Annotated in this window: 22 protein-coding genes; 10 read left to right on the plus strand and 12 right to left on the minus strand. The window is 73.4% G+C overall.

Annotation, left to right across the window (positions count from 1 at the left end):
• Positions 1 to 95: 95 nt before the first annotated feature.
• Complete coding sequence (locus tag QFZ75_RS02790) at positions 96 to 1,529, plus strand: hypothetical protein (RefSeq protein ID WP_307533642.1); 1,434 nt, start codon at positions 96 to 98, stop codon at positions 1,527 to 1,529.
• 19 nt (positions 1,530 to 1,548) lie between these two features.
• On the opposite strand, the gene QFZ75_RS02795 is transcribed toward QFZ75_RS02790, so the two are convergent.
• The 8 genes from QFZ75_RS02795 to QFZ75_RS02830 all read right to left on the minus strand — a co-directional run bounded on the left by QFZ75_RS02795 (position 1,549) and on the right by QFZ75_RS02830 (position 8,620).
• Positions 1,549 to 2,229 (minus strand): DUF6215 domain-containing protein, encoded by a 681-nt coding sequence (locus QFZ75_RS02795; RefSeq protein WP_307533643.1) that lies wholly within the window; start codon positions 2,227 to 2,229, stop codon positions 1,549 to 1,551.
• Between the two features lie 193 nt (positions 2,230 to 2,422).
• Positions 2,423 to 2,923 (minus strand): STAS domain-containing protein, encoded by a 501-nt coding sequence (locus tag QFZ75_RS02800; RefSeq protein ID WP_307533644.1) that lies wholly within the window; start codon positions 2,921 to 2,923, stop codon positions 2,423 to 2,425.
• Between the two features lie 335 nt (positions 2,924 to 3,258).
• Positions 3,259 to 3,732, minus strand: coding sequence for a DUF5990 family protein (locus QFZ75_RS02805; protein WP_307533645.1), 474 nt, complete (start codon positions 3,730 to 3,732; stop codon positions 3,259 to 3,261).
• A 76-nt stretch (positions 3,733 to 3,808) separates the two neighbouring features.
• Positions 3,809 to 4,258 carry a hypothetical protein gene (locus QFZ75_RS02810; protein ID WP_307533646.1) on the minus strand — a complete coding sequence of 150 codons (450 nt, stop codon included), beginning with the start codon at positions 4,256 to 4,258 and terminating at the stop codon, positions 3,809 to 3,811.
• An 84-nt stretch (positions 4,259 to 4,342) separates the two neighbouring features.
• Positions 4,343 to 6,463 (minus strand): xanthine dehydrogenase family protein molybdopterin-binding subunit, encoded by a 2,121-nt coding sequence (locus tag QFZ75_RS02815; RefSeq protein ID WP_307533647.1) that lies wholly within the window; start codon positions 6,461 to 6,463, stop codon positions 4,343 to 4,345.
• A 48-nt stretch (positions 6,464 to 6,511) separates the two neighbouring features.
• Entirely contained in the window at positions 6,512 to 7,504 is a 993-nt protein-coding gene (locus QFZ75_RS02820; protein WP_307533648.1) for a xanthine dehydrogenase family protein subunit M, read from the minus strand.
• Positions 7,501 to 8,061 carry a (2Fe-2S)-binding protein gene (locus QFZ75_RS02825; RefSeq protein ID WP_307533649.1) on the minus strand — a complete coding sequence of 187 codons (561 nt, stop codon included), beginning with the start codon at positions 8,059 to 8,061 and terminating at the stop codon, positions 7,501 to 7,503. Before QFZ75_RS02825 ends, QFZ75_RS02820 begins: the two co-directional genes overlap by 4 nt.
• A gap of 133 nt (positions 8,062 to 8,194) precedes the next feature.
• Entirely contained in the window at positions 8,195 to 8,620 is a 426-nt protein-coding gene (locus QFZ75_RS02830; protein ID WP_307533650.1) for a DUF6003 family protein, read from the minus strand.
• 222 nt (positions 8,621 to 8,842) lie between these two features.
• Here QFZ75_RS02830 and QFZ75_RS02835 point away from each other — a divergent pair, with 222 nt between their 5' ends.
• The 5 genes from QFZ75_RS02835 to QFZ75_RS02855 are packed head-to-tail and all read left to right on the plus strand — an operon-like array spanning position 8,843 to position 12,761.
• A complete protein-coding gene (locus tag QFZ75_RS02835) occupies positions 8,843 to 9,025 on the plus strand; it encodes a hypothetical protein (protein ID WP_307545097.1) in 183 nt (60 codons plus the stop codon).
• A gap of 13 nt (positions 9,026 to 9,038) precedes the next feature.
• Entirely contained in the window at positions 9,039 to 9,761 is a 723-nt protein-coding gene (locus QFZ75_RS02840; protein ID WP_307533651.1) for a hypothetical protein, read from the plus strand.
• Positions 9,758 to 10,753, plus strand: a complete 996-nt coding sequence (locus QFZ75_RS02845; RefSeq protein WP_307533652.1) for a hypothetical protein — start codon at positions 9,758 to 9,760, stop codon at positions 10,751 to 10,753. The genes QFZ75_RS02840 and QFZ75_RS02845 overlap by 4 nt, the downstream gene beginning before the upstream one ends.
• Positions 10,750 to 11,670, plus strand: a complete 921-nt coding sequence (locus QFZ75_RS02850) for a hypothetical protein (RefSeq protein ID WP_307533653.1) — start codon at positions 10,750 to 10,752, stop codon at positions 11,668 to 11,670. Before QFZ75_RS02845 ends, QFZ75_RS02850 begins: the two co-directional genes overlap by 4 nt.
• A complete protein-coding gene (locus QFZ75_RS02855) occupies positions 11,667 to 12,761 on the plus strand; it encodes a serine hydrolase (RefSeq protein WP_307533654.1) in 1,095 nt (364 codons plus the stop codon). Before QFZ75_RS02850 ends, QFZ75_RS02855 begins: the two co-directional genes overlap by 4 nt.
• A gap of 58 nt (positions 12,762 to 12,819) precedes the next feature.
• On the opposite strand, the gene QFZ75_RS02860 is transcribed toward QFZ75_RS02855, so the two are convergent.
• Together QFZ75_RS02860 and QFZ75_RS02865 are read right to left on the minus strand one after the other, a co-directional pair.
• Positions 12,820 to 14,178 (minus strand): alpha-lytic protease prodomain-containing protein, encoded by a 1,359-nt coding sequence (locus QFZ75_RS02860; RefSeq protein WP_307533655.1) that lies wholly within the window; start codon positions 14,176 to 14,178, stop codon positions 12,820 to 12,822.
• A 200-nt stretch (positions 14,179 to 14,378) separates the two neighbouring features.
• Positions 14,379 to 16,043, minus strand: coding sequence for an alkaline phosphatase (locus QFZ75_RS02865; RefSeq protein WP_307533656.1), 1,665 nt, complete (start codon positions 16,041 to 16,043; stop codon positions 14,379 to 14,381).
• Positions 16,044 to 16,353: 310 nt separating this feature from the next.
• On the opposite strand from QFZ75_RS02865, the gene QFZ75_RS02870 reads away from it, so the two are divergent.
• Both QFZ75_RS02870 and QFZ75_RS02875 read left to right on the plus strand, forming a co-directional pair.
• Positions 16,354 to 16,626: a hypothetical protein gene (locus QFZ75_RS02870; protein WP_307533657.1), complete on the plus strand. Its 273-nt coding sequence runs from the start codon at positions 16,354 to 16,356 to the stop codon at positions 16,624 to 16,626.
• Between the two features lie 17 nt (positions 16,627 to 16,643).
• Positions 16,644 to 17,189 carry a hypothetical protein gene (locus QFZ75_RS02875; RefSeq protein ID WP_307533658.1) on the plus strand — a complete coding sequence of 182 codons (546 nt, stop codon included), beginning with the start codon at positions 16,644 to 16,646 and terminating at the stop codon, positions 17,187 to 17,189.
• Positions 17,190 to 17,264: 75 nt separating this feature from the next.
• On the opposite strand, the gene QFZ75_RS02880 is transcribed toward QFZ75_RS02875, so the two are convergent.
• Positions 17,265 to 18,860 (minus strand): HEAT repeat domain-containing protein, encoded by a 1,596-nt coding sequence (locus QFZ75_RS02880; protein WP_307533659.1) that lies wholly within the window; start codon positions 18,858 to 18,860, stop codon positions 17,265 to 17,267.
• 92 nt (positions 18,861 to 18,952) lie between these two features.
• Here QFZ75_RS02880 and QFZ75_RS02885 point away from each other — a divergent pair, with 92 nt between their 5' ends.
• Positions 18,953 to 20,158, plus strand: coding sequence for a PP2C family protein-serine/threonine phosphatase (locus QFZ75_RS02885; protein ID WP_307533660.1), 1,206 nt, complete (start codon positions 18,953 to 18,955; stop codon positions 20,156 to 20,158).
• A 140-nt stretch (positions 20,159 to 20,298) separates the two neighbouring features.
• Positions 20,299 to 21,330 carry a polyphosphate kinase 2 gene (gene ppk2, locus QFZ75_RS02890; RefSeq protein WP_373465800.1) on the plus strand — a complete coding sequence of 344 codons (1,032 nt, stop codon included), beginning with the start codon at positions 20,299 to 20,301 and terminating at the stop codon, positions 21,328 to 21,330.
• On the opposite strand, the gene QFZ75_RS02895 is transcribed toward ppk2, so the two are convergent.
• A complete protein-coding gene (locus QFZ75_RS02895; RefSeq protein WP_307533661.1) occupies positions 21,311 to 21,721 on the minus strand; it encodes a VOC family protein in 411 nt (136 codons plus the stop codon). The two genes, ppk2 and QFZ75_RS02895, sit on opposite strands and share 20 nt — an antisense overlap.
• Positions 21,722 to 21,813: the final 92 nt, after the last annotated feature.

The raw sequence follows: 21,813 nt of genomic DNA on the forward strand, positions 1-21,813 counted from the left end.
AAGGGGCCTCGTAAGGGGTGTGGAACCCATGACGAAACGCTGACGTCCGTGCGGCCGGCGGCCGCGGACGGCCTCTTCCGCCCTAGCGTTCCCCTGTGATCCGCTCCCCTCTCCGCGACCTGGCCGCAGCGTCGGCCGCCGCGCTGCTCGTCCTCGCCGCCGTACTCATCGGCCGCCGCATCGAGCGCACCGACCACACCCTGTTCGCCGACTGGCCGCCGCTGTGGGCGAGTTGGGGCCCGCACGTCGGTCCGGGCACCCCGGCCGCGGTGACGGTCGCGCTCCTCGTCGTCGGGTACGGCCCTGTTCTCGCCGTGCGACTGCCGTGGCGCGCGCTGCTCGGGGCCGCCTGGGCCACCGCCATGGCCTGGACCTGGTCGCTGGCCCTGATCGACGGATGGCACCGGGGCGTCGCCGTGCGGCTCACCACCCGCTACGAGTACCTCCAGGTCATCGACCGCTTCCACGACATCCCGGCCGCCCTGGGGGACTTCACCCACCACATCCTGCTCGGCTCACCGGACCACTGGCCCCCTCATGTGGCCGGGCACCCGCCCGCCGCCACCCTCACCTTCGTCCTCCTCGACCGGATCGGGCTGCGCGGCGGCGGCTGGGCGGGGGCCTGGTGCATCACGGCCGGCGCGACCGCATGCGTCGCCGTCCTGGTGACCGTGCGCAGGCTCGCCGACGAGGACCTGGCGCGGCGCGCGGCCCCGTTCCTGGCCCTCGCACCGGCCGCCGTGTGGATGGGCACGTCGGCCGACGGGTACTTCGCCGCCGTCGCCGCCTGGACCGTGGCGGTGTTCGCGCTCGCCGTCACCGCGTCGACACGGCGCCGTGCCGGGTTCGCCGCCTTCGGCTCCGGCCTGCTGTTCGGCCTCACCTGCTATCTGTCGTACGGGCTCACGCTCCTCGCGGTGATCGGCGCGGCCGTGCTGTTCCTCGGGCGAAGCCGTGTCCGGACGCTGCCCTTCCTCGCCGCCGGTGCCGCCGTCGTCCCCGTGGTGTTCACCCTTGCCGGCTTCAACTGGTGGGAGGCGTACCACCTCCTGGTGGAGCGCTACCACCAGGGCGCGGGCGGCGTCCGGCCCTACGGCTACTGGGTGTGGGCGAACCTCGCGTGCACGGTCCTCATCACGGGCCTCGCCACGGCGGCGGGGCTCGGGCGGGCCGCAAGCATGCCGGCCGGTGGACGGCACGCGTTCTCCGCGCTGCGGCGGCACGGGGTACGAGGGCGGACCGCCGACTCGCACAGGCCCGGCGCCGGGCCCCGAGGACCGGCAGGAGCGACCCGAGCGACCGGAGCGACCGCCGACACCCGGCTCGCCCTGCTGGTCCTCGGGGGTCTGCTCGCCCTGCTCGTGGCCGATCTGTCCGGGATGAGCAAGGCCGAGACCGAGCGCATCTGGCTGCCCTTCGCGATGTGGCTGCTCCCGGCCTGCGCGCTCCTCCCCCGCCCCAGGGCCTGGCTCGCCGCCCAGGCCGTCCTCGCCCTGCTCCTCAACCACCTGCTGCTGACCGGGTGGTGACCGGCGGACGCCTCGCCGGTCAGCTCCCGGTCCAGCCCGGAACGGTCGGCAGCACCTGCTCGGCGACACGGAACAACGCCGCGTCGTCGGGGGTCACGCCGTCCTGGCGCCAGATGACCAGTTCGTAGGATGCGCCGCCGTCCTTCTCGTCCCCGGCGACCATCAGGCAGCGGGCCACACCGCCCTGACCGGCTTCGGACCGGTCACCGCCGAAGGACAGGGCGATGGTCCGGTCCGAGTAGAGGGCCGCCGGGTGTCCCAGGACCGACTTCGGCTCCGCCCCGTCCCCCATCAGCCGGACGGACCGGGCGACCGAGAGGCCGTTGTCCAGTGCCGAGAGCTGCACGGAGTAGGTCTCGAGCCCGACGGTCGCCTCGGGTGTGGCCGTCTTCGTGCCGCCGGCGAAGGTGACCGTGCTGTCACCGCCCACGGCGGTGTACGCCCGCTCCTTCGGTGTCCCCAGCAGGGTCGGCAGATCGGGCCGGTTCAGCGCCTCGCACAGCTCCGGCCCCGACACGTACTTCGACGGCGCCCCGGTGCGCGAGTCGGAACAGGTGGCCGGTGCCGCCTCGTAGGCACCGCCCTGGAACGTGTTCTGGGCCCACAGCACTCCCCCGATGCCTCCGACCACCAGCACCGCCGCGAGGGCCTGTGCCCCCACGTTCACCCTCTTCCCGAAATCGCCGGAATCCTCGGCCATGTCCCCCACCTGCCCCGTTGGCGCCCGATGCGCGCCGGGGAATCCTAGCCGCCGATCGTGCCGCCGGTACCGGGTGGTGTCCGGCGGTCCGGACGGGTCCTCCCGCGCCCGCGTCCGGACACCGCCGGCATTCTTTTCTCGCCGACCGGGTGAAGAACGACGTTTTTCTCGCGCGGGTGTGGCAAGTTGTACCTCAGCCGGGCCCGTCGCTTCCCCCCGTAGTGGCGGGCCCGGCGTTTTCGTCCTTCCCGCCCTTCGCGTCACTCCCGCCGCTGCGGTCCTTTTCCTCTTTCCCGTCGTTCTCCAGGCTCGGCGGCCAGCGGGGGCGTTCGGCCGCGGGCAGGTCGAACAGGGCCAGGCCGACCGTGCGCCGGACGGGCAGCATCTCCGTACTGCCCGTCTGTACGAGCAGTTCCGAGAGCCTGCGTCCCGCCCCGGCCAGCAGGAGCTTGCCGTCCATACGCCTGAGCAGCCAGCGGATGGCGAGCAGGCAGTTGAGTCCGCGTGAGTCGCAGAAGACGAGAGCCGTCACATCGAGGACCAGGTGCCGGCGCCCGGCGTCGACGATGGCCGCGAGGGTACCGAGGAAGTACTCCTCGCAGCTCTGGTCGAGTTCGCCGCTGATCCGCAGCACCGCGCAGTGGTCGCTGTCGGTTACCTCGGTAATGATCAGGCGGTGGGTCCGCGTGGACATCACACCTCCATCCGCTCATCGCGCGAAGGCCCGTTCCCGGCGACTCCCGCACGTCGGCACACCTCCGGGTCGGAGACCGCCGGGGAGCGGCCCCGCCAGGCCCGTCGTGCGCCGCCCGGCTCCGGTGCGGGCGCACACGGTCCGGAGCGGCACCCGTATGCGAGCGTGTGCCCCGCATTCGGGCGGGCAAGGGGGCGGGACGGAATTCGGGCCGCCGTGCGGCGTCGGCCCGCCCGGCGGGCCGCCCTCGCGACGACGGGCTTCGCGGCGTCCGGGTCCTCGTGGTGGCGCGGGCGGCACGGGGGGTGCGGGGGGGTGCGGATGGCAGCGGGTGTTCAGGTGCCGCGTTCGGCGGTCCAGGTGACGTGCGGGGGCACGACCCGTGCGCACAGGGGTCCGCCCTGCGGGTCGGTCAGCCCGAGCCGGGCCACCAGGAGGCCCTGCCGGGCCGCCGTGGCGAGCACGTCGGCGGGGACCATGTCCAGCATCAGCTTGGCGCGGCGGAACATCGAGAAGACGCCCGCCTCGTCGACCGTGCCCCAGGACAGGTAGATGAACCGCCGCCCCAGGCGGTCCTGCACGTAGGGGCCGCGCACGTCGGTGCCGCCGGTGGGCGTCGGCGCCGCGGTGCACTCCAGGGTCCAGGTCGCCGACCCGGCGTCCGCGGGGTGGGGTTCGAGCAGTTCGCCCGGGCGGTCGCGGCGCTGTACGGCGACATGGACGTTGCGGTGCTCCTGCGGCCCGTTGCTTCCGGGCCGGGCCGGGGCGGTGGGGCCGGGCAGGTCACTTGCGTCGATACGGATGCGCATGACGGCCATCATGCCGCCGGGGGTGGCGGCCCGTGGTCCCGGGGCCACGGGCCGCCGCCCCCGCGCTCCCCGGGGACTACAGGCGGCCGCCGATCCTGGCGCGCAGCAGGGTGGGGTCCGTGACCGTGGTGCAGGCGGCGCCCAGTACGTACACCTCCTTGCCGCGCAGTGCCACGGCGGAGGGGTTCTGGAGGCCGTCGGAGGCGTCCAGGACCGTGGTGCGGGTGCCGTCGGGGCGGATGTGCACCACCGTGCCGGGGCCGTTGAGCGCCGCGAGGACGCTCTCGCCCCGGCCGGTGAAGGCGAAGTCGTCGATGCCGGTCAGGCCCGACGCCTCGGCCTTCGGGGTGCCCGCGCGGTTGCCGGGGCGGATCGGGATGCGCGGGAGGGTGCCCCGGTCGAGGTTGGTCACCCGGAGCGCGCCGTCGTGCGCCTTCGCCCCGTCGACGCCGAGGAAGCCCGCCGGGGCGAGTTCGGGGCGGTGGACCACGCGGTGGGTGTGCCACCGGTGACGGGGACGGTCCACACCGTGCCGAGCACCGAGTCGGTGATGTGGAGCCGCCCGGCGCGTTCGTCGAGTGCGGCCGGGGTCCGGCCCGTCCCGCGCCCGCTAGCGCGGTGCGTCCGCGAGTCCCGCCAGCACCCGGTCCGGGGTCAGGGGCAGTTCGCGGAAGCGGACGCCGGTGGCGTGGTGGACGGCGTTGCCGATGGCGGCCGCCGTGCCGACGATGCCGATCTCGCCGATGCCCTTGCTGCCCATCGGGTTGAGGTGCGCGTCGTCCTCCTCGATCCAGTGCGCCTCGATGTCCGGGACGTCGGCGTGCACCGGGACGTGGTAGGAGGCCAGGTCGGACTCCATGAAGTCGCCGGACGCGGCGTCCGTCGTGCTGCCCTCGGTCAGCGCCATGCCCAGGCCCATGGTCATGCCGCCGATGAACTGGGAGCGGGCGGTGCGGGCGTTGAGGATGCGGCCGGCGGCGTACACGCCGAGCAGGCGGCGTACCCGGACCTCGCCGGTCACCGTGTCGACCGTGGTCTCGGCGAAGTGGGCCCCGAAGGCGTGCCGGGCGTAGTCGCTGTCGGCGTCGGCGCTGCCCGCCGTGTCGGCGTCCGCCCGGAGCCCGGCGTCCGGCAGCGGTCCGGTGTGCTCGGCCAGCCGCGCCGCGAGCCGCGTGCACGCCTCGTGGACGGCCCAGCCCCAGGACGCCGTGCCCGAGGAGCCGCCCGCCAGCGGGGCCGACGGCAGGTCGCTGTTGCCCACGTCGGCGCGTACCCGCTCCAGGGGCGCACCGAGGGCGTCGGCGGCGACCTGGGCGAGGACGGTGCGGGCGCCGGTGCCGATGTCCGTGGCGTTGATCCGGACGACGAAGCGGCCGTCGGGCAGGGCGAGGGCCGTGGCCTTCGCGGGGCTGACCATCACCGGATAGGTGGCGGCGGCCACACCCGTGCCGACGAGGAGGGGGCCCTCGGCGCGGGACCGGGGGCGGGGGTCGCGCCGCGCCCAGTCGAAGCGCCGGGCGCCCTCGCGCAGGCATTCGACCAGGTGGCGGCTGCTGAACGGTTTGCCGCTGTCGGGTTCGGTGTCGGGCTCGTTGACGATGCGCAGTTCCACGGGGTCCAGGCCCGTCTCCACGGCGAGTTCGTCCATGGCCGACTCCAGGGCGTACATGCCCGGTGCCTCGCCGGGCGCACGCATCCAGGAGGGACTGGGCACGTCCAGCGGCACCACCCGGTGGGCACTGAGCCGGTGCGGCGCGGCGTACATGACCCGGCTGGGCACGGCGGCCTGCTCGACGAACTCCTTGATGCGGGAGGTGTGGGTGGTGACCTCGTGGACGGACGAGGTCAGGGTCCCGTCCGCGGCGGCGCCGAGCCGGAACCGGTGCAGGGTGGGCGCCCGGTGGCCGACGACGGAGGGCAGCAGACGCCGGGGCAGGTTCACGGTGACGGGCCGGCCGGTCTCCCGTGCCGCCATCACGGCGAGCACCACGTGCGGGCGCGGGGTGCCCTTGGACCCGAACCCGCCGCCGACGTGTTCGCTGACGACGGTGATGTCGTCCTCGGGGAGCCGGAACAGCGAGGCCAGGGTGGCGCGTACGGTCGTGGCGCCCTGGCTGGAGTCGTGCACGACGAGTTTCCCGTCGGACCAGCGGGCGGTGGCCGCGTGCGGCTCCATGGGGTGGTTGTGCAGCGGCGGGACGCGGTAGTGGGTGTCGACGCGCACCTGCGCGGCCGCGAACGCCTGCTCCGGTTCGCCCTGTTCGCGGCGTGCGGGGTGGCCGCCGTTGGCCTTTTCGGGCGCGTAGGCCCCGGGGTGGTCCTCGGTCAGGGTCACGTCGTGGTCCTCGACGTCGTACGCGACGCGGACCGCGGCGGCGCCCGCGCGGGCCGTCTCCAGGGTCTCGGCGACGACCAGGGCGACGAACCAGCCGTGGTGCGGCACCCGCGGGTCCTGCAGGACGGCGAGCGTGGGATCGTCCGCGAGGGCCAGCCGGGGCGCGTTTTCGTGGGTGAGCACGGCGAGGACCCCGGGCAGCGCCAGCGCGGCGGCGGTGTCGACGGTACGGATCGTCCCGCGGGCGATCCCGGCGGCCACCGGCCAGGCGTGGACCCGGCCGGCGTCGGTCTGTTCGGCGGCGTAACGGGCACTGCCGGTGACCTTGTCCCGGCCCTCCCGGCGCTCGGCGGGCGCGCCCAGCGTGCGGCCGGTGCTGGTGCCGGTGTCGGCCATCCTGCTCCTCCTGATGATGTGCGTTCAGGTGCGCGTTCAGGTGCGCGTTCAGGTCCTGGCGGCCCGCGCGAGCCGTTCCAGGGCGTCGACCGCGAGGTTGCGGGCCAGCCCGACCTTGTACGCGTTGTCCCGCAGCGGCTGCGCGGCAGCCAGTTCGAGGTCCGCGGCCCGCTCGAACGCCGCCGTCGTGGGGGCGGCGCCCAGCAGGGCCTCCTCCGCCCGCCGGGCCCGCCACGGGCGGTGGGCCAGCCCGCCGAAGGCGAGCCCGACATGCCGCACGACGCCGTCCTCGACGCCGAGCACCGCCGCGACGGAAGCGAGGGCGAAGGCGTACGAGGCACGGTCGCGGGCCTTGCGGTAGAGCGAGGGCAGACCGGCCGCGGCCGCCGGCAGCAGCACCCCGGTGACCAGTTCGCCGGGACGGAGCACCGTGTCCTGTTCCGGGTGGTCGCCGGGCAGCCGGTGGAACTCGGCGACGGGCACGGTCCGGGGCCCGTCGGCCCCGTACAGCTCGACGTCCGCGTCCAGGGCCGCCAGCGCCACGGCCATGTCCGACGGATGGGTGGCGACGCACTGCGGGGAGTGCCCGAGCACCGCGTGGTCGCGGTGCACGCCGTCCCGGGCGCCGCAACCCGAACCGGGGGTCCGCTTGTTGCAGGGTTTGCCGGTGTCCTGGAAGTACGGGCAGCGGGTGCGCTGGAGAAGGTTTCCGCCGGTGGTGGCCGCGTTGCGGAGCTGTCCGGAGGCGCCGGCCAGGAGTGCCCGGGAGAGGACCGGGTAGCGGTCGCGCACCAGGGGGTGGGCGGCGAGGTCGCTGTTGCGGACCGTGGCGCCGGCCCGCAGCGAACCGTCCGGCAGCTCGTCCACCGTGTCGAGGGGCAGCCGGCTGACGTCGACGAGGGCGGCCGGTTCCTCCACGCCCAGCTTCATCAGGTCGATCAGGTTGGTGCCGCCGCCGAGGTAGCGGGCGCCGGGGTGCGCCGCGTACAGCTCGGCGGCCTCCTCGACGCTGCCGGCCCGCGCGTATGCGTAGGGTTTCACCGGATCACGTCCTCGACGGCCCGCACGATGTTCGGATAGGCGCCGCAGCGGCAGAGGTTGCCGCTGAGCCGTTCGCGGATCTCGTCCGGGCCGAGCGGGACGGGGCGCCCGGACGGGGCCTCGGGATCGGTCACGTGCGAGGGGTGGCCGGCCTCCGCCTCGGCCACCGCGCCGATCGCGCTGCAGATCTGCCCCGGCGTGCAGTAGCCGCACTGGAAGGCGTCACGTTCCAGGAAGGCCCGCTGCAGCGGGTGCAGGCCGTCGCCGTCGGCGAGTCCCTCCACCGTCGTGATGTCCCGGCCGTCCTGGGCCACCGCCGGGAGCAGACAGCTGTTGACGCGGCGGCCGTCCACGAGGACCGTGCAGGCGCCGCACTGGCCGTGGTCGCAGCCCTTCTTGGCGCCGGTGAGGTCGAGCTGTTCGCGCAGCACGTCCAGCAGGACGGAGCGGTTGTCGACGGTGAGCGTGTGCGGTGCGCCGTTCACCCGGAACGCGACCTCGGAGTGGTGGCGACCGGACCCGTCGTCCGCGCCCGCGCTGTCTTTTCGGCTGCCCATGCTGTTCATGACCTTCCGACGGCATTCGGAACCACGCAGCTCACGTATCCAGGCTGCGGCCCGTCACACATTCCCGCACGCCGACGCACGCGTACCGGGGGGTGCCGGGCACCGGCGGGCCGGGCGGGGAGCGTCAGACGCCCGCCGCGGCCGTCACCGTCGCCGGGTCCTCCCCCGTCAGTTCCGCGACGCGGTGGGGCGGTACGCCCGCGGCCAGTGCCCGGCCGATCAGGCCGTCCCGGCCGTCGGCGCAGTCGCGGTAGTACAGCAGTTCCTTCTCGATCCGGGCGAGCGCCTCCGGCCCGGACCGCTGCCGCAGGCGGCTCAGCTCCTCGTCGCTCAGCGGCACCGGCAGCCGCTCCGCGCCCTCGGGGACGGCTCCGGTCTCCTCCGGGGGCAGCAGCCGCAGTTCGGGGGCGGTCGGTGCGGTCCCCTGCGCGTCCAGCCACGCCCGTACCGCGGGAGTCTCCATACAGGCGAGGTCACCGACGGCGGCCGGGGGCACACCGAGCCGCACGGCGGCGTCGTCGAGCAGGAACAGGTAGGCGTCGTCGGTCATCGTCGGCTCATCTCCACGGGGGCTGGTCGACACCCCATTACCCCGCCGCACCCGGAATACCGTCGCACGGTCGAGTGAACGCGCGGCACGAGGGCTGGCGCCCCCCGCTTCACGGTCCCGGAATCGACCGAAGCAGACATATCTGGATTTTCATGAATAGATCATCTCGAAGGGGACACTCGTGGTGGAGAACATCACGTCTCTCGTAAAGGGGATGGTGGTATGTCCACCGAATTCATGTCCGCCGAACTCACCGAGGTCACCGTGGACGTCGAGGCGGCTCTCGACCCGACCGAGGCCGACGGCTCCTACCGTGACAGCCGCGAGTGCGCGGCGCTGGCACTGCAGGCCGGAACGAACCAGCTGCTGCTGTCCCCGCCCACCCCCCGGCCGAAGAAGGGTTGACGGGAGAAGCCACATGGAGCAGTCAGGCACTTCGACCCGTCTGACGGGCGCGGTGCAGGACCTCACCTCGGAACTGGTCTCCGCTCTTCGGAGCGGGGGCCCGTTCCGGTTGACCGGCAGCGTCCCCGGGGCCGACGGCCCCGGGGCGGCCGACGGAATCACCCTCGCCGCCGTACGCGTGGTGGGGGCCGACGCCGTTCTGCCGAGCGTCCTGCGCCACACCCCTGCCGAACCCGACGACCTCGCCGTGTTCGGCAGGGCCGTGCACGCCTACCCGCCCCCCGCGAACGCCTCCCCCGCCTCGGTGTGGAGCCACTGGGCCATGGAACGCACCCTGCTGGCACTGGAGGGGTCCGTCGACGGGGCCTCGAACGGCATGCCGGGCAACGGCTCGCAACCCCGGGCCGGGTGGCTCGAGGGTGCCTCCTGGCAGTCGCTGACCCATCAGCTCGCCGTGCTGGCCCCGCTGGCGGTGCCCGCCGCGGACTGCGCAGTGACACGGGTGGCCCGTAGCCGCCCGGTCGACGTGGCCCGGGGATTCGTCCGCGCGGTCCGTCGGCGCGACTGGCTGCAGGCGGCGGGCGCGGGGCGCTGGCTGGTGCTCCTGGACGGGGTCCCGGAGACGCTCGGCCTGGCGGCCGGGCTCGAGTTCGTGGCGCAGATGGGCCGCGACGATCCACGCGTGGCACTGCAGGTCGAGGCGGCGCGGCTGATGCGGGCCGGAGTGCGGGTGTGAGGGCGCGCGACGTCCACGGGCTCGGCGAGGCCGCCCTGGCCTGGGTGTCCGCCCACCGGGACGAGTTCGCGCTCGGTGACGACGCACTCGCCGAACACGCGAACGTGAACCTCACCTGGAAGCCCCTGGGCGAACTGGCGCAGGTCTGCGTCAGCATCCGCCGGCACACCGAACCGGCCGACCCACTGCACCGGGCCGCCTCCGATCTGCTGGCCTTCGCCTGGCGGCAGACCGGCCACGGCGGCCTGTTCCTCGAACTGCAGCGCCTCGAACCCTTCGCGACGTACCCCCTGGAGATCTACGCGGCGTTCGCGTCCGACGGGCTGCGCCACCCCGAGTACGAGCGGGCGACCGCGACGGTGGCCCGCACCCGCGGCTGGCGGCTGACGGAGCAGCAGCCCAACCGGCGCCTGAGCGTCCTCAACTCCGAGCAGCGCAGCGGCATCCCGCAGCACGACGCCATGCCGCGGGCGCTGCTCCGCACCTGGCTGGGCGGTCTGCCGGAACCGTGGACGTTCGAGCTCGCCGCCGGTTACACCCTCACCCACGTGGTCTTCCACCTCACCGACTGGGGCCTGACCCCGCGGGGCGTCCCCCCGCAGGTCGCCGACTACCTCGGGCAGTGGCTCCCGCCCTGGCTCGACACCTGCCTGGAGGACGAGCAGTGGGACCTGGGCTGCGAGCTGCTGGCCGTGGCGGGCAGCCTGCCCGGCCCGCCGGACCGCGCGGTGCTCGAAGAGTCCTGGACGAGGCTCGCGCGGGCCCAGGACGCCTCCGGGGCCGTTCCGGAGGTCGGCGCCGGACGGGACGGGCACCCGGTCGCCCACGACTTCGTCGGCTGCTACCACTCGACCCTGATGACGGCCTTCGCCGCCGTACTGACCACCTACCGCCTGCGCGCGTACGTCGACGACGGCGCGGCGGCGGGAAAGACACTCGTCCTCGAGCACGCGGCGCGGCCGGGGCAGGGCGGCCGAGGAGGGCCGAGATGACCAGTACCCGTCTCATCCACACCGTCGGCACCGGCGCCCTGGAGTGGCTGCACGCCCACCGCGACGAGTTCCGCCTGGAGCAGGACGTCGACCCGGAAGTGGGCTTCCTGGAGCGCTTCAAGCCGGTCGGTGAACTGGCCGTCATCTGCAAGGTGCTGTTCCGCGAAGGCGTGTCGGGCTCCCGGCAGACCGAGCTGGCACGGCAGTTGCTGGACCACGCCTGGCGGGACACGCTGGACGGCGGCCGGATGCTGGTGCGCGGCCAGCGCATCGAGCCCCTCTCCCCCATTCCCTTCGAGGTCTACCTGCCGTTCAAGGAACTCGGCTACAGCAACCCCGAGGCCGAGCAGGCCTTCCGGCTCAACCAGCGGCTGGAGAGCTTCGCCGCCCACGAGCTGCCGCCGGTGCGACGCCTGGGCCTGTCGGCCTTCCAACGCCGTTTCGGACTGCAGCCGCGGCCGCCCGAGGCCGAGATCGTCGGCAGGACCTGGCTCGGACGCACCCCCGAGCCGTGGACGGTGGAGGGCCACACCGCCTACGACATCACGCACACCGTCTTCCACCTCACCGACTGGGGGGAGAACCCCGACGGCCTGCCGGCCCCCCTCGCCGACTACCTCGCCACCTGGCTGCCGGCCTGGCTGGACGACTGGCTCGACCTGCAGCGCTGGGACCTGCTCGGCGAACTGCTCGTCGTCGACGCCTGTCTGCCGCGTCCCACCCTGGACGAGCGGGCCTGGGAGGGGTTCGCCGCCGCCCAGCAGCCCGACGGGGCGATGCCCGCCGTACGCACGATGCCCCGGGGCGAGCGCGACGAGCTGTTCGACCTCGTCTACCACCCGACCCTGGTCGCCGCCTTCGCCTCGGTACTGGCCACGTCCCGCGCCCTGACGCAGCTGGCGCACGCACCCGCATGACTCCCCGTACCCAGCCCTGGCCGGGCGATCCGTTCGGCGCCACCGGCCGGCTCCCGCTCCGGCGCCCGACCACGGCGGCACGTGCGGACGGCGCGGCGGTGCAACAGCGGCTCGACGACGCCGTCGGCGGCCTGGACGCGCCCGACGTCGTCTTCGCCCTCTCCCGCGACGGTCACCGCACCGTGCGCAGCGGCGGCACCGGCCCGCCCCCGCCCGTCCCCCGCGACCGGCTGCGCTACGAGATCGGCTCGGCCTCCAAGACGTTCACCGGGCTGCTCCTGGCCCAGCTGACGCAGTCGGGCGTGCTGTCCGCGGGCGAGCCCGCCGTGACCTGCCTGGACCCGTCCCGGCCGGCCGGCCGGGACCCCGTCACCCTCGCGCACCTGATCACCCACACGTCCGGGCTGCCCGCCCTGCCCGCCGACTTCTTCCCGCGCGCCCTGCCCACGTGGCACACCAACCCCTATGCCGGGTATCCGGACCAGCGGGTGGTCGACGCCTTCCTGCGCCGCCGGCAGCCCCGGCGGCCCGGCACCCGCTGGCGCTACTCCAACTTCGGTGTCGCCGTGCTCGGTCAGGCCCTCGCCGCCGCCACCGCGACGCGCTGGGACGACCTGCTCACCACGCAGGTGCTGCTGCCCCTGGAACTGCGCGGCACCGCCCTCGGACCCGCCGGACCGGACACCGACGCCGTCGGGCACCGCAGGGACGGTGCGACGCCCACGCCCCCGCTGACCGTCGGCGGGTTCCGGCCGGCCGGCGCCGTCCGGGCCACCCCGCACGACCTGCTGACCTTCCTCGAAGCCCACCTGGAACCGGCGGGCCGGCCCCTGGCCGGTGCGCTGCGGGCGGTACGCCGTCCCGTCCTGCGACGCGGTCACGGGCACCGGCACGTGCACACGGTGGGCTGGTTCCAGCACCCCACCGGGCACGGCCCCATGTACTTCCACTGCGGGGCCACCCTCGGCCAGCAGGCCTTCCTGGGGTTCAGGCCCGACACCGGAACGGCGCTGGCCGCCGTGTCCACCCGCCGCTTCCGCGTCCGCGACACCTTCGTGGCGACGGCGTACGCGCTCCTCGCCGAGGCGTGAGGCGCCGCCGTGCCACCGCGTGGGCGCCGGACCCCGCGCCGGGTCCCTGGGCCCTTCGTCAGACGCGCCGCCACAGGGCCGGCGTGAGGGCGGGCTGCCAGACACCCTGCGCCTGGTGCGTCTGCAGGCACTCGTAGGTGACGTCGTCGTAGGTCACCCGTACGCCGGTCCCGTAGACCCTGCCCGCGCTCCAGCTGCCCGAGTGGCCGTCCTGCGCGCCGGGGGTGCCGCCCGCGACGGTCTTCAGCGTGAGCCCGTACTCCGTGAGCAGCGGGTTGACCGGCTGGTGGAAGGTGATGCCGCCTTTCGTGCAGTCGCCGCTGCCCCCGGAGGTGACGCCCTGGGCCTGGGTGCCGGAGATGTAGGAGCCGCCGGAGTCGCCGGGCTCCGCGCACACCGTCGTACGCGTCACCCCGGCGACGGCGCCCTCGGCGTACTCGACGGTGGTGCCGTGCTGCTCGATCGTTCCGCAGTGCCAGCCGGTGGTGGAGCCCGACCGGCAGATCGCCGCGCCCACCAGTGCCTCCACCGAACCGGCGACCTGCACGTTCGTCTCGCCCTCGCCCTTGACGGCGGGCGTGGCGGTCCACTCGCTGTTGACGCTCACCCAGGACATGTCCTTGCCCGGGAAGACCGACGCCTCGAAGGTGCCCTGGGCGACCTTGTTGAAGCCGGTCGTCTTCGCGCCCGCCTTCCCGCAGTGTCCGGCGCTGGCGAAACCCTGCTTGTCGTCCTTGGTCACGGAGAACCCCACCGAACAGCGGGCCTTCTCGTCGATGTAGTACGCGTCGCCGCCGCGGACGTCGTGCAGCGCGCGGGGCCGGTCCGCCGACACCCTGACCTCCACGAGCCGGCGGTCGATCCCGGCCGCGGTCACGAGCCTGTCGGCGGCCGCGTCGCTGGTCGCCTGCACCGTCACCCGGTTGGTCCGCACGTCGACGTACCGGACCGGTGTGTCGAGGGAGCCGCCCACCGCGGCGGCGTCCAGTTTCGCCTTGGCGGCGGTCAGGTCCTCCAGGGTGTTCCCGACGACCTTCGCCCGCGCCCCGCCGGCCTTGATGGCGGCGACCCCGGCGGCATCCGTGGTGGCGATGGTCAGGTCGGCGGAGGTCGTGCCCTGGACCCAGGCACCCGCGAAGTGCTTGCCCAGCGTGTTCTGGATGCGGCCGGCGCGCGTGCCCGCCTCCGCCTCGTTCACCAGCCGCGCCCTGGCCTGCGGACCTGTCAGCCGCAGATCGCGCTGGAGCGCGCGCAGGAGGGCCGCCGACGGCCTGTCGGCACCGAGCGTCTGCGCGGCGGAGGCGGGCGCCGGCGCGGGGGGTTCGACGGCCGCGGCCGCGGGCAGCCCGGTGAGCACGAGTGCGCCGAGCGCGGTCAGGGCGGTCCGGGCGGCTCCGTCGGCGTGTCTGTGGACCATCGGGTGACTCCTCGTTCTCGGGAATTCGGTCGCGACAGGGGGTCGAGAACACAGTCCTTGCCGACATGCACTCAGAAAATGTCCGGCGGCCCGCGGTTCGGCCGCTTCGGGCGACACGAAGGACCCGCCCGGCGGAGTACCGGGTGCCGACGGACCGTCATACCGGGTACGGAGACCGGGGACAGCTGTCGCCCGACCGCTCAGACCGGTTCGAGGCCCGGGTTGCCCGCCTCGGTGACGAAGGAGGCCGCGGTCGAGACCGGTGCGCCCGGCGTCGTCACGGCGGTGACCGTCCGGAAGTCGGCCCGGGCCTTCTCGCGGTCCAGGGAGACCCGCACGTAACCGCGCCGCCCGTTGTAGAACTTCAGGTGCGGGTTGGCCTTCATGTACGTGTCCCAGTTGCCGGGCTTGTCCGCGCCGTCCTTGCCGCTCGCCACCGAGGTCGCGACGATCTCCGTGCCCAGCGTCTTCGACGCCGGATCGTCGAAGTCCTCCTTGATCTCGAAGGCGTACCCGACGTGCACGTCCCCCGTCATGACCAGCAGGTTGTCGACCCCGGCCGACTTCGCGCCGTCGAGGACGCGCCGGCGCGAGGCCCGGTAGCCGTCCCAGGCGTCCATGGACGTCCTGGCCTCGGCGCCGACGTCGAACCTGCGCTGCGAGAAGCACACCTGCTGCGGCATGACGTTCCACAGGGCCTGCGAGGCACGCCAGCCGTCGATCAGCCAGTTCTCCTGCGTCGTGCCGGTGAGCGTGCGCGCCGGGTCGTCCGTCTCGGGTCCCGGGGCGTGCAGGGTGTCCCCGTACGCCTGGTCGGAGCGGTACTGGCGGGTGTCGAGGACGTCGAACTGCGCGAGCGTGCCCCACTGGAGACGGCGGTAGAGCTGCATGTCCGGGCCGCTGGGCCGCTGCGTGCCGCGCAGGGGCTGGTTCTCCCAGTACGCCCGGTAGGCCGCGGCGCGCCGCAGCAGGAACTCCTGCGGCGGGTCGTTGTTCTCGCTGACGGCACCCGCGTAGTTGTTCTCGGTCTCGTGGTCGTCCCAGGTGACGACGAAAGGGTGTTTCGCGTGTGCGGCCTGCAGGTCCGGGTCGCTCTTGTAGAGGGCGTACCGCAGCCGGTAGTCCTCCAGGGTCCTGGCCTCGCGGTTGTAGAGGCCGGGGAGCTTGCGGTCGGTGTAGTTGCGGGCGCCGCCCGCGGAGTTCACGGCGTACTCGTACAGGTAGTCACCGAGGTGGAAGACCACGTCGACGTCGTCCTGCGCCAGATGGCGGTGCACGGTGAAGTACCCGTCGTGGTAGGCCTGGCAGGCCACGGCCGCGTAGGTGAGCGTCGCGGCGGCGGCCGTCGTGGCCGGGGCCGTGCGGGTGCGTCCGGTCTCGCTGATCCAGGTGCCGGTCCGGAACCGGTAGTAGTACACGCGGCCGGGTTCCAGGCCCTCGACCTCGACGTGCAGGCTGTGGTTGTACTCCGGGTGGGCGATGACCAGGCCCCAGCGGACGACCGTGGCGAAGCGCTCGTCGCTCGCGACCTCCCACTCGACGCCCACGTACTGCGCGGGCAGGCCGCCGCCGGGCTCGTACGGAGCCGGGGCGAGCCGGGTCCACAGCACCACGGAGGTGGGCAGCGGATCCCCGGACGCGACGCCGAGTGTGAACGGATCGCTGGGGATCCTGGCCCCGTCCAGCTCCTTGCCGACCGCGACGCCGCGGGCGGGCAGGTTGGCGGAGAAGGCCAGGGCGGCTGCCGCGGCGGTGACCGTGAAGAAGCGGCGGCGCCCGAAATGCCGGGCGGCGGCGTGCAGTTCGGGATCGTGGCGTGACGAGGTGTCCTGCGTCAGCGGTCTGCGACGGCCTGCCGGGGCCATAGGACGGCTCCTCTCGCGGTTGACGGCACAACGGACCCACGGGCTGTGCACGGCAGGGCCACAGGACGCGGATCACCGCATGCTAAACGGATAAAGCTCACAAATACGGCAGGCGCGGGCGGCGGCGCCGCCGCGCCGTGCACCACGGCGCACGGCGTCGCGCGACCGGCAACGGCACCGCACCACCCGGACCCTGAACCTCCGCTTGCCGCTGACGTCTTGACGGGTTGCGGGGCAGGTCGCGGGGTACGCGGAAGCACCGTACGAGCACACCTGAACGTACGAGCACGAGCAGAGAAGGAGACCCGCCGTGACGACGCGAGGCAGAGCGCAGGAGACGACCGAGGTGTCCGGGCTGGGCACCCTGGAGCACGGCACCGGGCAGCGCGGGCAGTTGCGTGTCCGCCTCATGGACATCGCCTGGACCGCGCTGTGCACGGTCCTGGCCCTGTGGGCCGTGTGGAGCATCTTCGACGTGGTGGACGGAGCGGCCCACTGGGCCTACAGCGCCGTGGCCTGGGTCCTCCTCGCCATCGCCCTCACCCTGCGCGTCGCCACCGTCCGCCGCCGCACGCGGATCTGACCCGGGGAGGAGACGAAGTGACACGGACGGAACGCGTCAACACCTTCCTCGGCAAGCACCTGTGGCTGCAGTTCGTGCTGTCGGTCCTCTGCGCCAGTGCCCTGGTCCTGCTCCTGTTCCCAGGGCCCTCGGTGCTCTCCGTCGTGATCCGCACGAGTGTCATGTCCGTCGGCGGCATCGCCGTCGTGCTGGCCACCCGGCGCAAGGAGAAGCGCGCCGCGGGCAGCACGGACGGCCTCGTCGCACTGGACCGCAGGCTGCGCCGGGGCGACGTGCCCACCGACCCGGCCGAGCGCGAGGCCATGCGCGCACTGGTCGGCCGGCGCCTGCACCGTACGCGCCACCGGGTGCCGGCCCTGATCTTCCTCGGCGTCCTCTTCTGCTCCGTCACCGTCCTGACGGCCCTGTCCGGCGGTCTGCGCCAGACCGTCGGCATGGCCCTGCTCACCGTGCTCTTTCTCGGCTGGACGGCGACGGCCGGCGCGACGCACGACCGCCGCCTGCGCACGATGGACAGGGCCCTGGAGTCGAACTCCCGCGTCCCGCAGCCCCAGCGACAGTAACCGGCGCACGGCACCGGCGGGAACGGTCGACCACCTGCTGCCCCGCGGCCGGGGTCCACGGCTCGCCCGGCGTCGTCACTCCTCGCGGTTCGCGTCCGGTGCCATGAGGAGTTCGGCGGCCTCCCGGCGCAGGGACGGCGAGGAGGCCTCGTCGCCGGCGAGGGCGGTGAGACGGGCACGGACCGCCTTGCCGACCGGTGGCAGTGCGCCCTGCGCCGCCCAGCGGGCCAGACCCCTGACCGCCTCGAGGCGGACGTCCTCGTGCTCGTCGTCGAGGCCGCGCTCGAAACGCCGTACGTCCTGCCGGGCCGTCCTCCGGTCGGGTGCGTCCTCCGCGTCCAGCACCGACAGGGCGGCAGCGCGGACCTCGCCCGAGGCGGACGTGTCCGCCAGGCGCCGGACGGCGGGAAGTGCCTCCGCCAGCCCGTGGAGGGCGTCGGTCGTGCGCCGGGCCGCGTCCTTGCCGGACGCCAGGTGGCCGGTGAGCGCCCAGGCCACCGGACGGCGTTCCCAGAGGCGGAGGCCTTCGTGCACGAGCCTGCCCAGACCGCCGATCACCCCCGCCCGGACGGCCGCGTCGGGATCGTCGAGAAGCGGGAGCAGCACCCACACCGCGTCCCACCTGCCGGCTTCGCCGACCCCCTCCGCGGCGGCCGCCCGGGTGCCGGCCGGCAGCGTGCTGTCGTCGAGGACATCGCCGAGGAGGTCGACAGCGGCCCGGCCGCCCAGCCGGCCCAGCGTCCGCGCGGCCCCCCGGCCGGTCAGGGGATCACGGAGCCACCGCGCCGCGAGGCCGGTCACCCGGTGCTCCCCGCGCCACCCGAGTCCGCCCAGCAGCAGGTCCGCGACCCCCGGGTCCCGTTCCGTCCGCAGGGCGGCGACCAGCGCGTCCCGCACCGCGGGCCGTTCCAGGTCCAGCAGCCACGGCGCCACCGCTCGCCGCACCTCGGGAGACGGGTCGCGCAGGCCCGCGAGCAGCGAGTCGAGCAGCGTCCCGGTGCGGTCCCGCGACAGCATGTCCAGGGCCCTCGCACGGGCGGCGCTCTCGCCCTCCCGGGCCGTACGGAGCATTTCCGCTTCGACCGCCGGGTCGGCGCCGAACCGGTGCACCAGCATCCGGGCGTGGCCCCACACCTGCCCCCGCGGATCGCCGAGCAGCCGCACCAGCGCCACGGCGTCGCCGGGCACGTCCAGCGTGGCCAGACCGGCCAGGGCGTTGATCCGCACGTGGTGGTCGGGATCGCCGAGCAGGCTCGCGAAGGCCTCCGTGACCTCCCGGCCGGCCAGGCCGAGCCGGATCGCGGCGAGCGAGGCCCGGCGGCGTACGTCCGCGTCCGTGTCACGCATCAGCCGCGGCAGGACCGTGGCACCCGCCTGCGGGACCCCCAGTCGGCCCAGTCCGCGGGCCGCCCCCGCGCGCACCCCGGGCACGGGGTCACCGGTCGCTCCGACGAGGACTCCGGCGTGCTCGGGTCCGCCGGTCCTGCCCAGTCCCTTCGCCGCCGCCGCGCGCCGCCCCGGGTCCGCGCCGGCCAGTTCCCGCAGGAAATACGCGATCTGCTGTTCCGCTCCCATGGCACCCCCGGGAAGGAAGACACGCGAGGCGCCCGTAGGTTGCACGCCCACCACGTGCGGGTCGCCCGCCCAGCGCGCGGCGCCATTCCCGTACATGCGTGCGAAGACACCTCCCCGTGAGGAGACACACACCAAGTGAGGTCGAAGAAAGTCGGGGAAGGAGATTTTGAACCCGATGGGAGGTTGTCGTGGACGGTGGAGATCTGGAACTCGGTGCGTTGCTGGCTGCGGCGGAAGCCGCGCCACCCGGGGAATCCGTTGACGTGGTCGCGCGCAACCTGCAGAAGAGGTTCGGCGCGGAGCGTGTGTCCTTCCTGTTCGTCGACCTCATCGGTCAGCAGCTGGTGCGGCTGAACGCGGCCGGTGCCGGCGATGTCGTCGAGCGGACCGGTCCGATCGAGCTGCGGGAGAGCATCTACGACACGGTGCTGCAGAGCCAGCGCCAGCATGTCGAGCCGGACGGCCAGGGCGGCCGGCGCGTCATCACGCCCGTCAGCAACCGCGGCGACTGTCTCGGCGTACTCGAGGTGACCCTGCAGTACGCCGACGACACCGTGCTCAGACAGGTGCGGGAGGCCGCGCACGCACTGGCGTACATCATCGTCACGGACCGTCGTTTCACCGACCTGTACCACCTGCACCGGCGCACCACACGGGCCAGCCTGGCCGCGGAGATCCAGCACCAGCTGCTCCCCACGGCGCCCAGTTGCGAGGCGTCGCAGTTCGCCCTCGCCGCGGGACTGATCCCGGCCGACGACATCGGTGGCGACACCTACGACTACACGCTGGACCGCGACACCCTGCATCTGTCGATCACCGACGCCATGGGCCACGACACCGAGTCCGCCCTGCTGGCCACCCTGCTGCTCGGCGCGCTGCGCGGGGCCCGGCGCGGTGGCTGCGACCCGGTCGCCCAGGCCGAGCGGGCGCACCAGGCGCTGATGAAGCACAGCCGAGGTCTGGCCACCGGGCAACTGCTGTGCATCGAACTGGAGTCGGGCCTGTGCCGGCTGGTCAACGCCGGACATCCGTGGCCGCTGCGGCTGCGCGACGGCGCCGTCGAAGAGGTCAGGCTCGGCGTCAACCTGCCCTTCGGCGTGCCCGCGCCGATGCCGTACCGGGAACAGGAACTGCTGCTGCGGGCCGGTGACCGGCTGATACTGCTCACCGACGGCATGCAGGACCGCGCGGCCGCGGCCGTCGACCTGGCCGGGCTCGTGCACGAGACACGCGACCTGCATCCCAGGGAGGCCGTCCGGATCCTGACGGCGAAGGTGTGGGAGACCTGTCAGGGGAACCTGACCGACGACGCCACCGTCATCATCCTGGACTGGCACGGCACCCCGGCGGCATCGGAGGCATCGGAGGCACCGGCGGTCCGGACCTGCGCATGACGGCCGGGCCCGACGCACGCACCACCACGGTCCGCGGTGATTGTCCGTGGCATCCGGGTACCTGGCATCCGAGCGTCCGGTACGGGCGGCCATGACCGTTCCGGGGCACTCAGGCTGCCCGGACCATGAAGGGACCACCCGTGGTTGAACCCCGGAAGGCGTCGGCCTCCGACAGTGACGAAGCCTCCTCCCTCGAGACGGAGCTGCTCGCCGGACTGCTGGTGAACGAGGAACGCCCCGAGCAGCCCGTCCTGCTGGACGGCGAGGGAAAGCCCATCGACACCTGGCGCGAGAACTACCCGTACGAGAGGAAGCTGCGCCGGCGGCCCTACGAGCAGCAGAAGCGAATACTGCAGATCGAACTCCTCAAACTGCAGAAGTGGGTGCGGGACACCGGGCAACGGATCGTCGTGGTGTGCGAGGGGCGCGACGCGGCCGGCAAGGGCGGCACCATCAAGCGGTTCACCGAGCGCATGAACCCGCGCGGCGCCCACGTGGTGGCACTGGACAAGCCCACCGAGAAGGAGACCGGGCAGTGGTACTTCCAGCGTTACGTACCGCACCTGCCGGGCGCCGGCGAGATCGTCTTCTTCGACCGGTCCTGGTACAACCGGGCCGGCGTCGAACGCGTCATGGGCTTCTGCACCCCGGCCGAGTACAAGCTCTTCCACGCGCAGGCGCCCGTCTTCGAGAAGATGCTGACCGACGCCGGGATCGTGCTGGTCAAGTTCTGGTTCTCGGTGTCGCGCGCCGAGCAGCGCACCCGGTTCGCCATCCGGCAGATCGACCCCGTCCGGCAGTGGAAACTGTCCCCCACCGATCTGGCCTCGCTCGACCTGTGGGACGCCTACACGGAGGCGAAGGTCGACATGTTCCGCGCGACGGACACGCCGTACGCCCCGTGGACCGTGGTCAAGAGCAACGACAAGCGCCGGGCCCGCCTCGAGGCCATGCGTCATCTGCTCCTGCTGTGCGACTACGCGTCGAAGGACGAGGAGGCCGTCGGAGCGGCCGACCCGCGGATCATCGGCACCGCCAACACCCTGCTGGAGGCCGGCGAGGAACCGACGGACCTCTCCCCCACACCGCTCTCGCCGCACAGCGACGGACCGGGCCGGCACCCCACGGAACCGCGAGGGCCGGCGGTCGGCGTCAAGCCTTCGGCTGGGTGAAGCGGATGCTGTTGCCGAAGGGGTCGCGGAGGCCGCAGTCGATGCCGTACGGACGCTCGGTGGGCTCCTCGGTGAACTCGACCCCCAGGCCCAGCAGTGCCTCGTACGTCTTGCGGCAGTCCTCCGTGCCGAAGATGAGGTGGCCGCCCACGGCGCCCTTGGTCAGCAGTTCGCGGACCTGCTGCGCCGTCTCCTCGGACATGGCCGGCGGGCCCGGCTTCTCCAGCAGGATCTGGCGCTCCGGCCGGCCGGGGACGTTGACGGTCAGCCAGCGCATGAAGCCGAGGTCGACATCGGCGTTGACTTCGAGGCCGAGCTTGCCGACGTAGAAGTCGAGGGCCTCGTCCTGGTCGAGTACGTAGATCTGTGAGTGCGTGATGGCGGTGAACATGCGCACCACGTTAGCGACGGGAGCGAACGAAAACTTATCCGAAACTGCTCTGTCGGCGGGCTTGCGGGGCGAGGGCGGGACAGGGGCGGGGC

It is taken from the genome of Streptomyces sp. V3I8 (assembly GCF_030817535.1).
In the GTDB taxonomy this organism is placed as follows: Bacteria; Actinomycetota; Actinomycetes; order Streptomycetales; family Streptomycetaceae; genus Streptomyces.

Coding starts and splice junctions, on each gene's coding strand:
- QFZ75_RS02795 (WP_307533643.1), bottom strand. CDS start 2,229: ATGGCCGAGGATTCCGGCGATTTCGGGAAGAGGGTGAACGTGGGGGCA.
- QFZ75_RS02800 (WP_307533644.1), bottom strand. CDS start 2,923: ATGTCCACGCGGACCCACCGCCTGATCATTACCGAGGTAACCGACAGC.
- QFZ75_RS02805 (WP_307533645.1), bottom strand. CDS start 3,732: ATGCGCATCCGTATCGACGCAAGTGACCTGCCCGGCCCCACCGCCCCG.
- QFZ75_RS02815 (WP_307533647.1), bottom strand. CDS start 6,463: ATGGCCGACACCGGCACCAGCACCGGCCGCACGCTGGGCGCGCCCGCC.
- QFZ75_RS02825 (WP_307533649.1), bottom strand. CDS start 8,061: ATGGGCAGCCGAAAAGACAGCGCGGGCGCGGACGACGGGTCCGGTCGC.
- QFZ75_RS02830 (WP_307533650.1), bottom strand. CDS start 8,620: ATGACCGACGACGCCTACCTGTTCCTGCTCGACGACGCCGCCGTGCGG.
- QFZ75_RS02835 (WP_307545097.1), top strand. CDS start 8,843: ATGTCCACCGAATTCATGTCCGCCGAACTCACCGAGGTCACCGTGGAC.
- QFZ75_RS02840 (WP_307533651.1), top strand. CDS start 9,039: ATGGAGCAGTCAGGCACTTCGACCCGTCTGACGGGCGCGGTGCAGGAC.
- QFZ75_RS02850 (WP_307533653.1), top strand. CDS start 10,750: ATGACCAGTACCCGTCTCATCCACACCGTCGGCACCGGCGCCCTGGAG.
- QFZ75_RS02855 (WP_307533654.1), top strand. CDS start 11,667: ATGACTCCCCGTACCCAGCCCTGGCCGGGCGATCCGTTCGGCGCCACC.
- QFZ75_RS02860 (WP_307533655.1), bottom strand. CDS start 14,178: ATGGTCCACAGACACGCCGACGGAGCCGCCCGGACCGCCCTGACCGCG.
- QFZ75_RS02865 (WP_307533656.1), bottom strand. CDS start 16,043: ATGGCCCCGGCAGGCCGTCGCAGACCGCTGACGCAGGACACCTCGTCA.
- QFZ75_RS02880 (WP_307533659.1), bottom strand. CDS start 18,860: ATGTACGGGAATGGCGCCGCGCGCTGGGCGGGCGACCCGCACGTGGTG.
- QFZ75_RS02895 (WP_307533661.1), bottom strand. CDS start 21,721: ATGTTCACCGCCATCACGCACTCACAGATCTACGTACTCGACCAGGAC.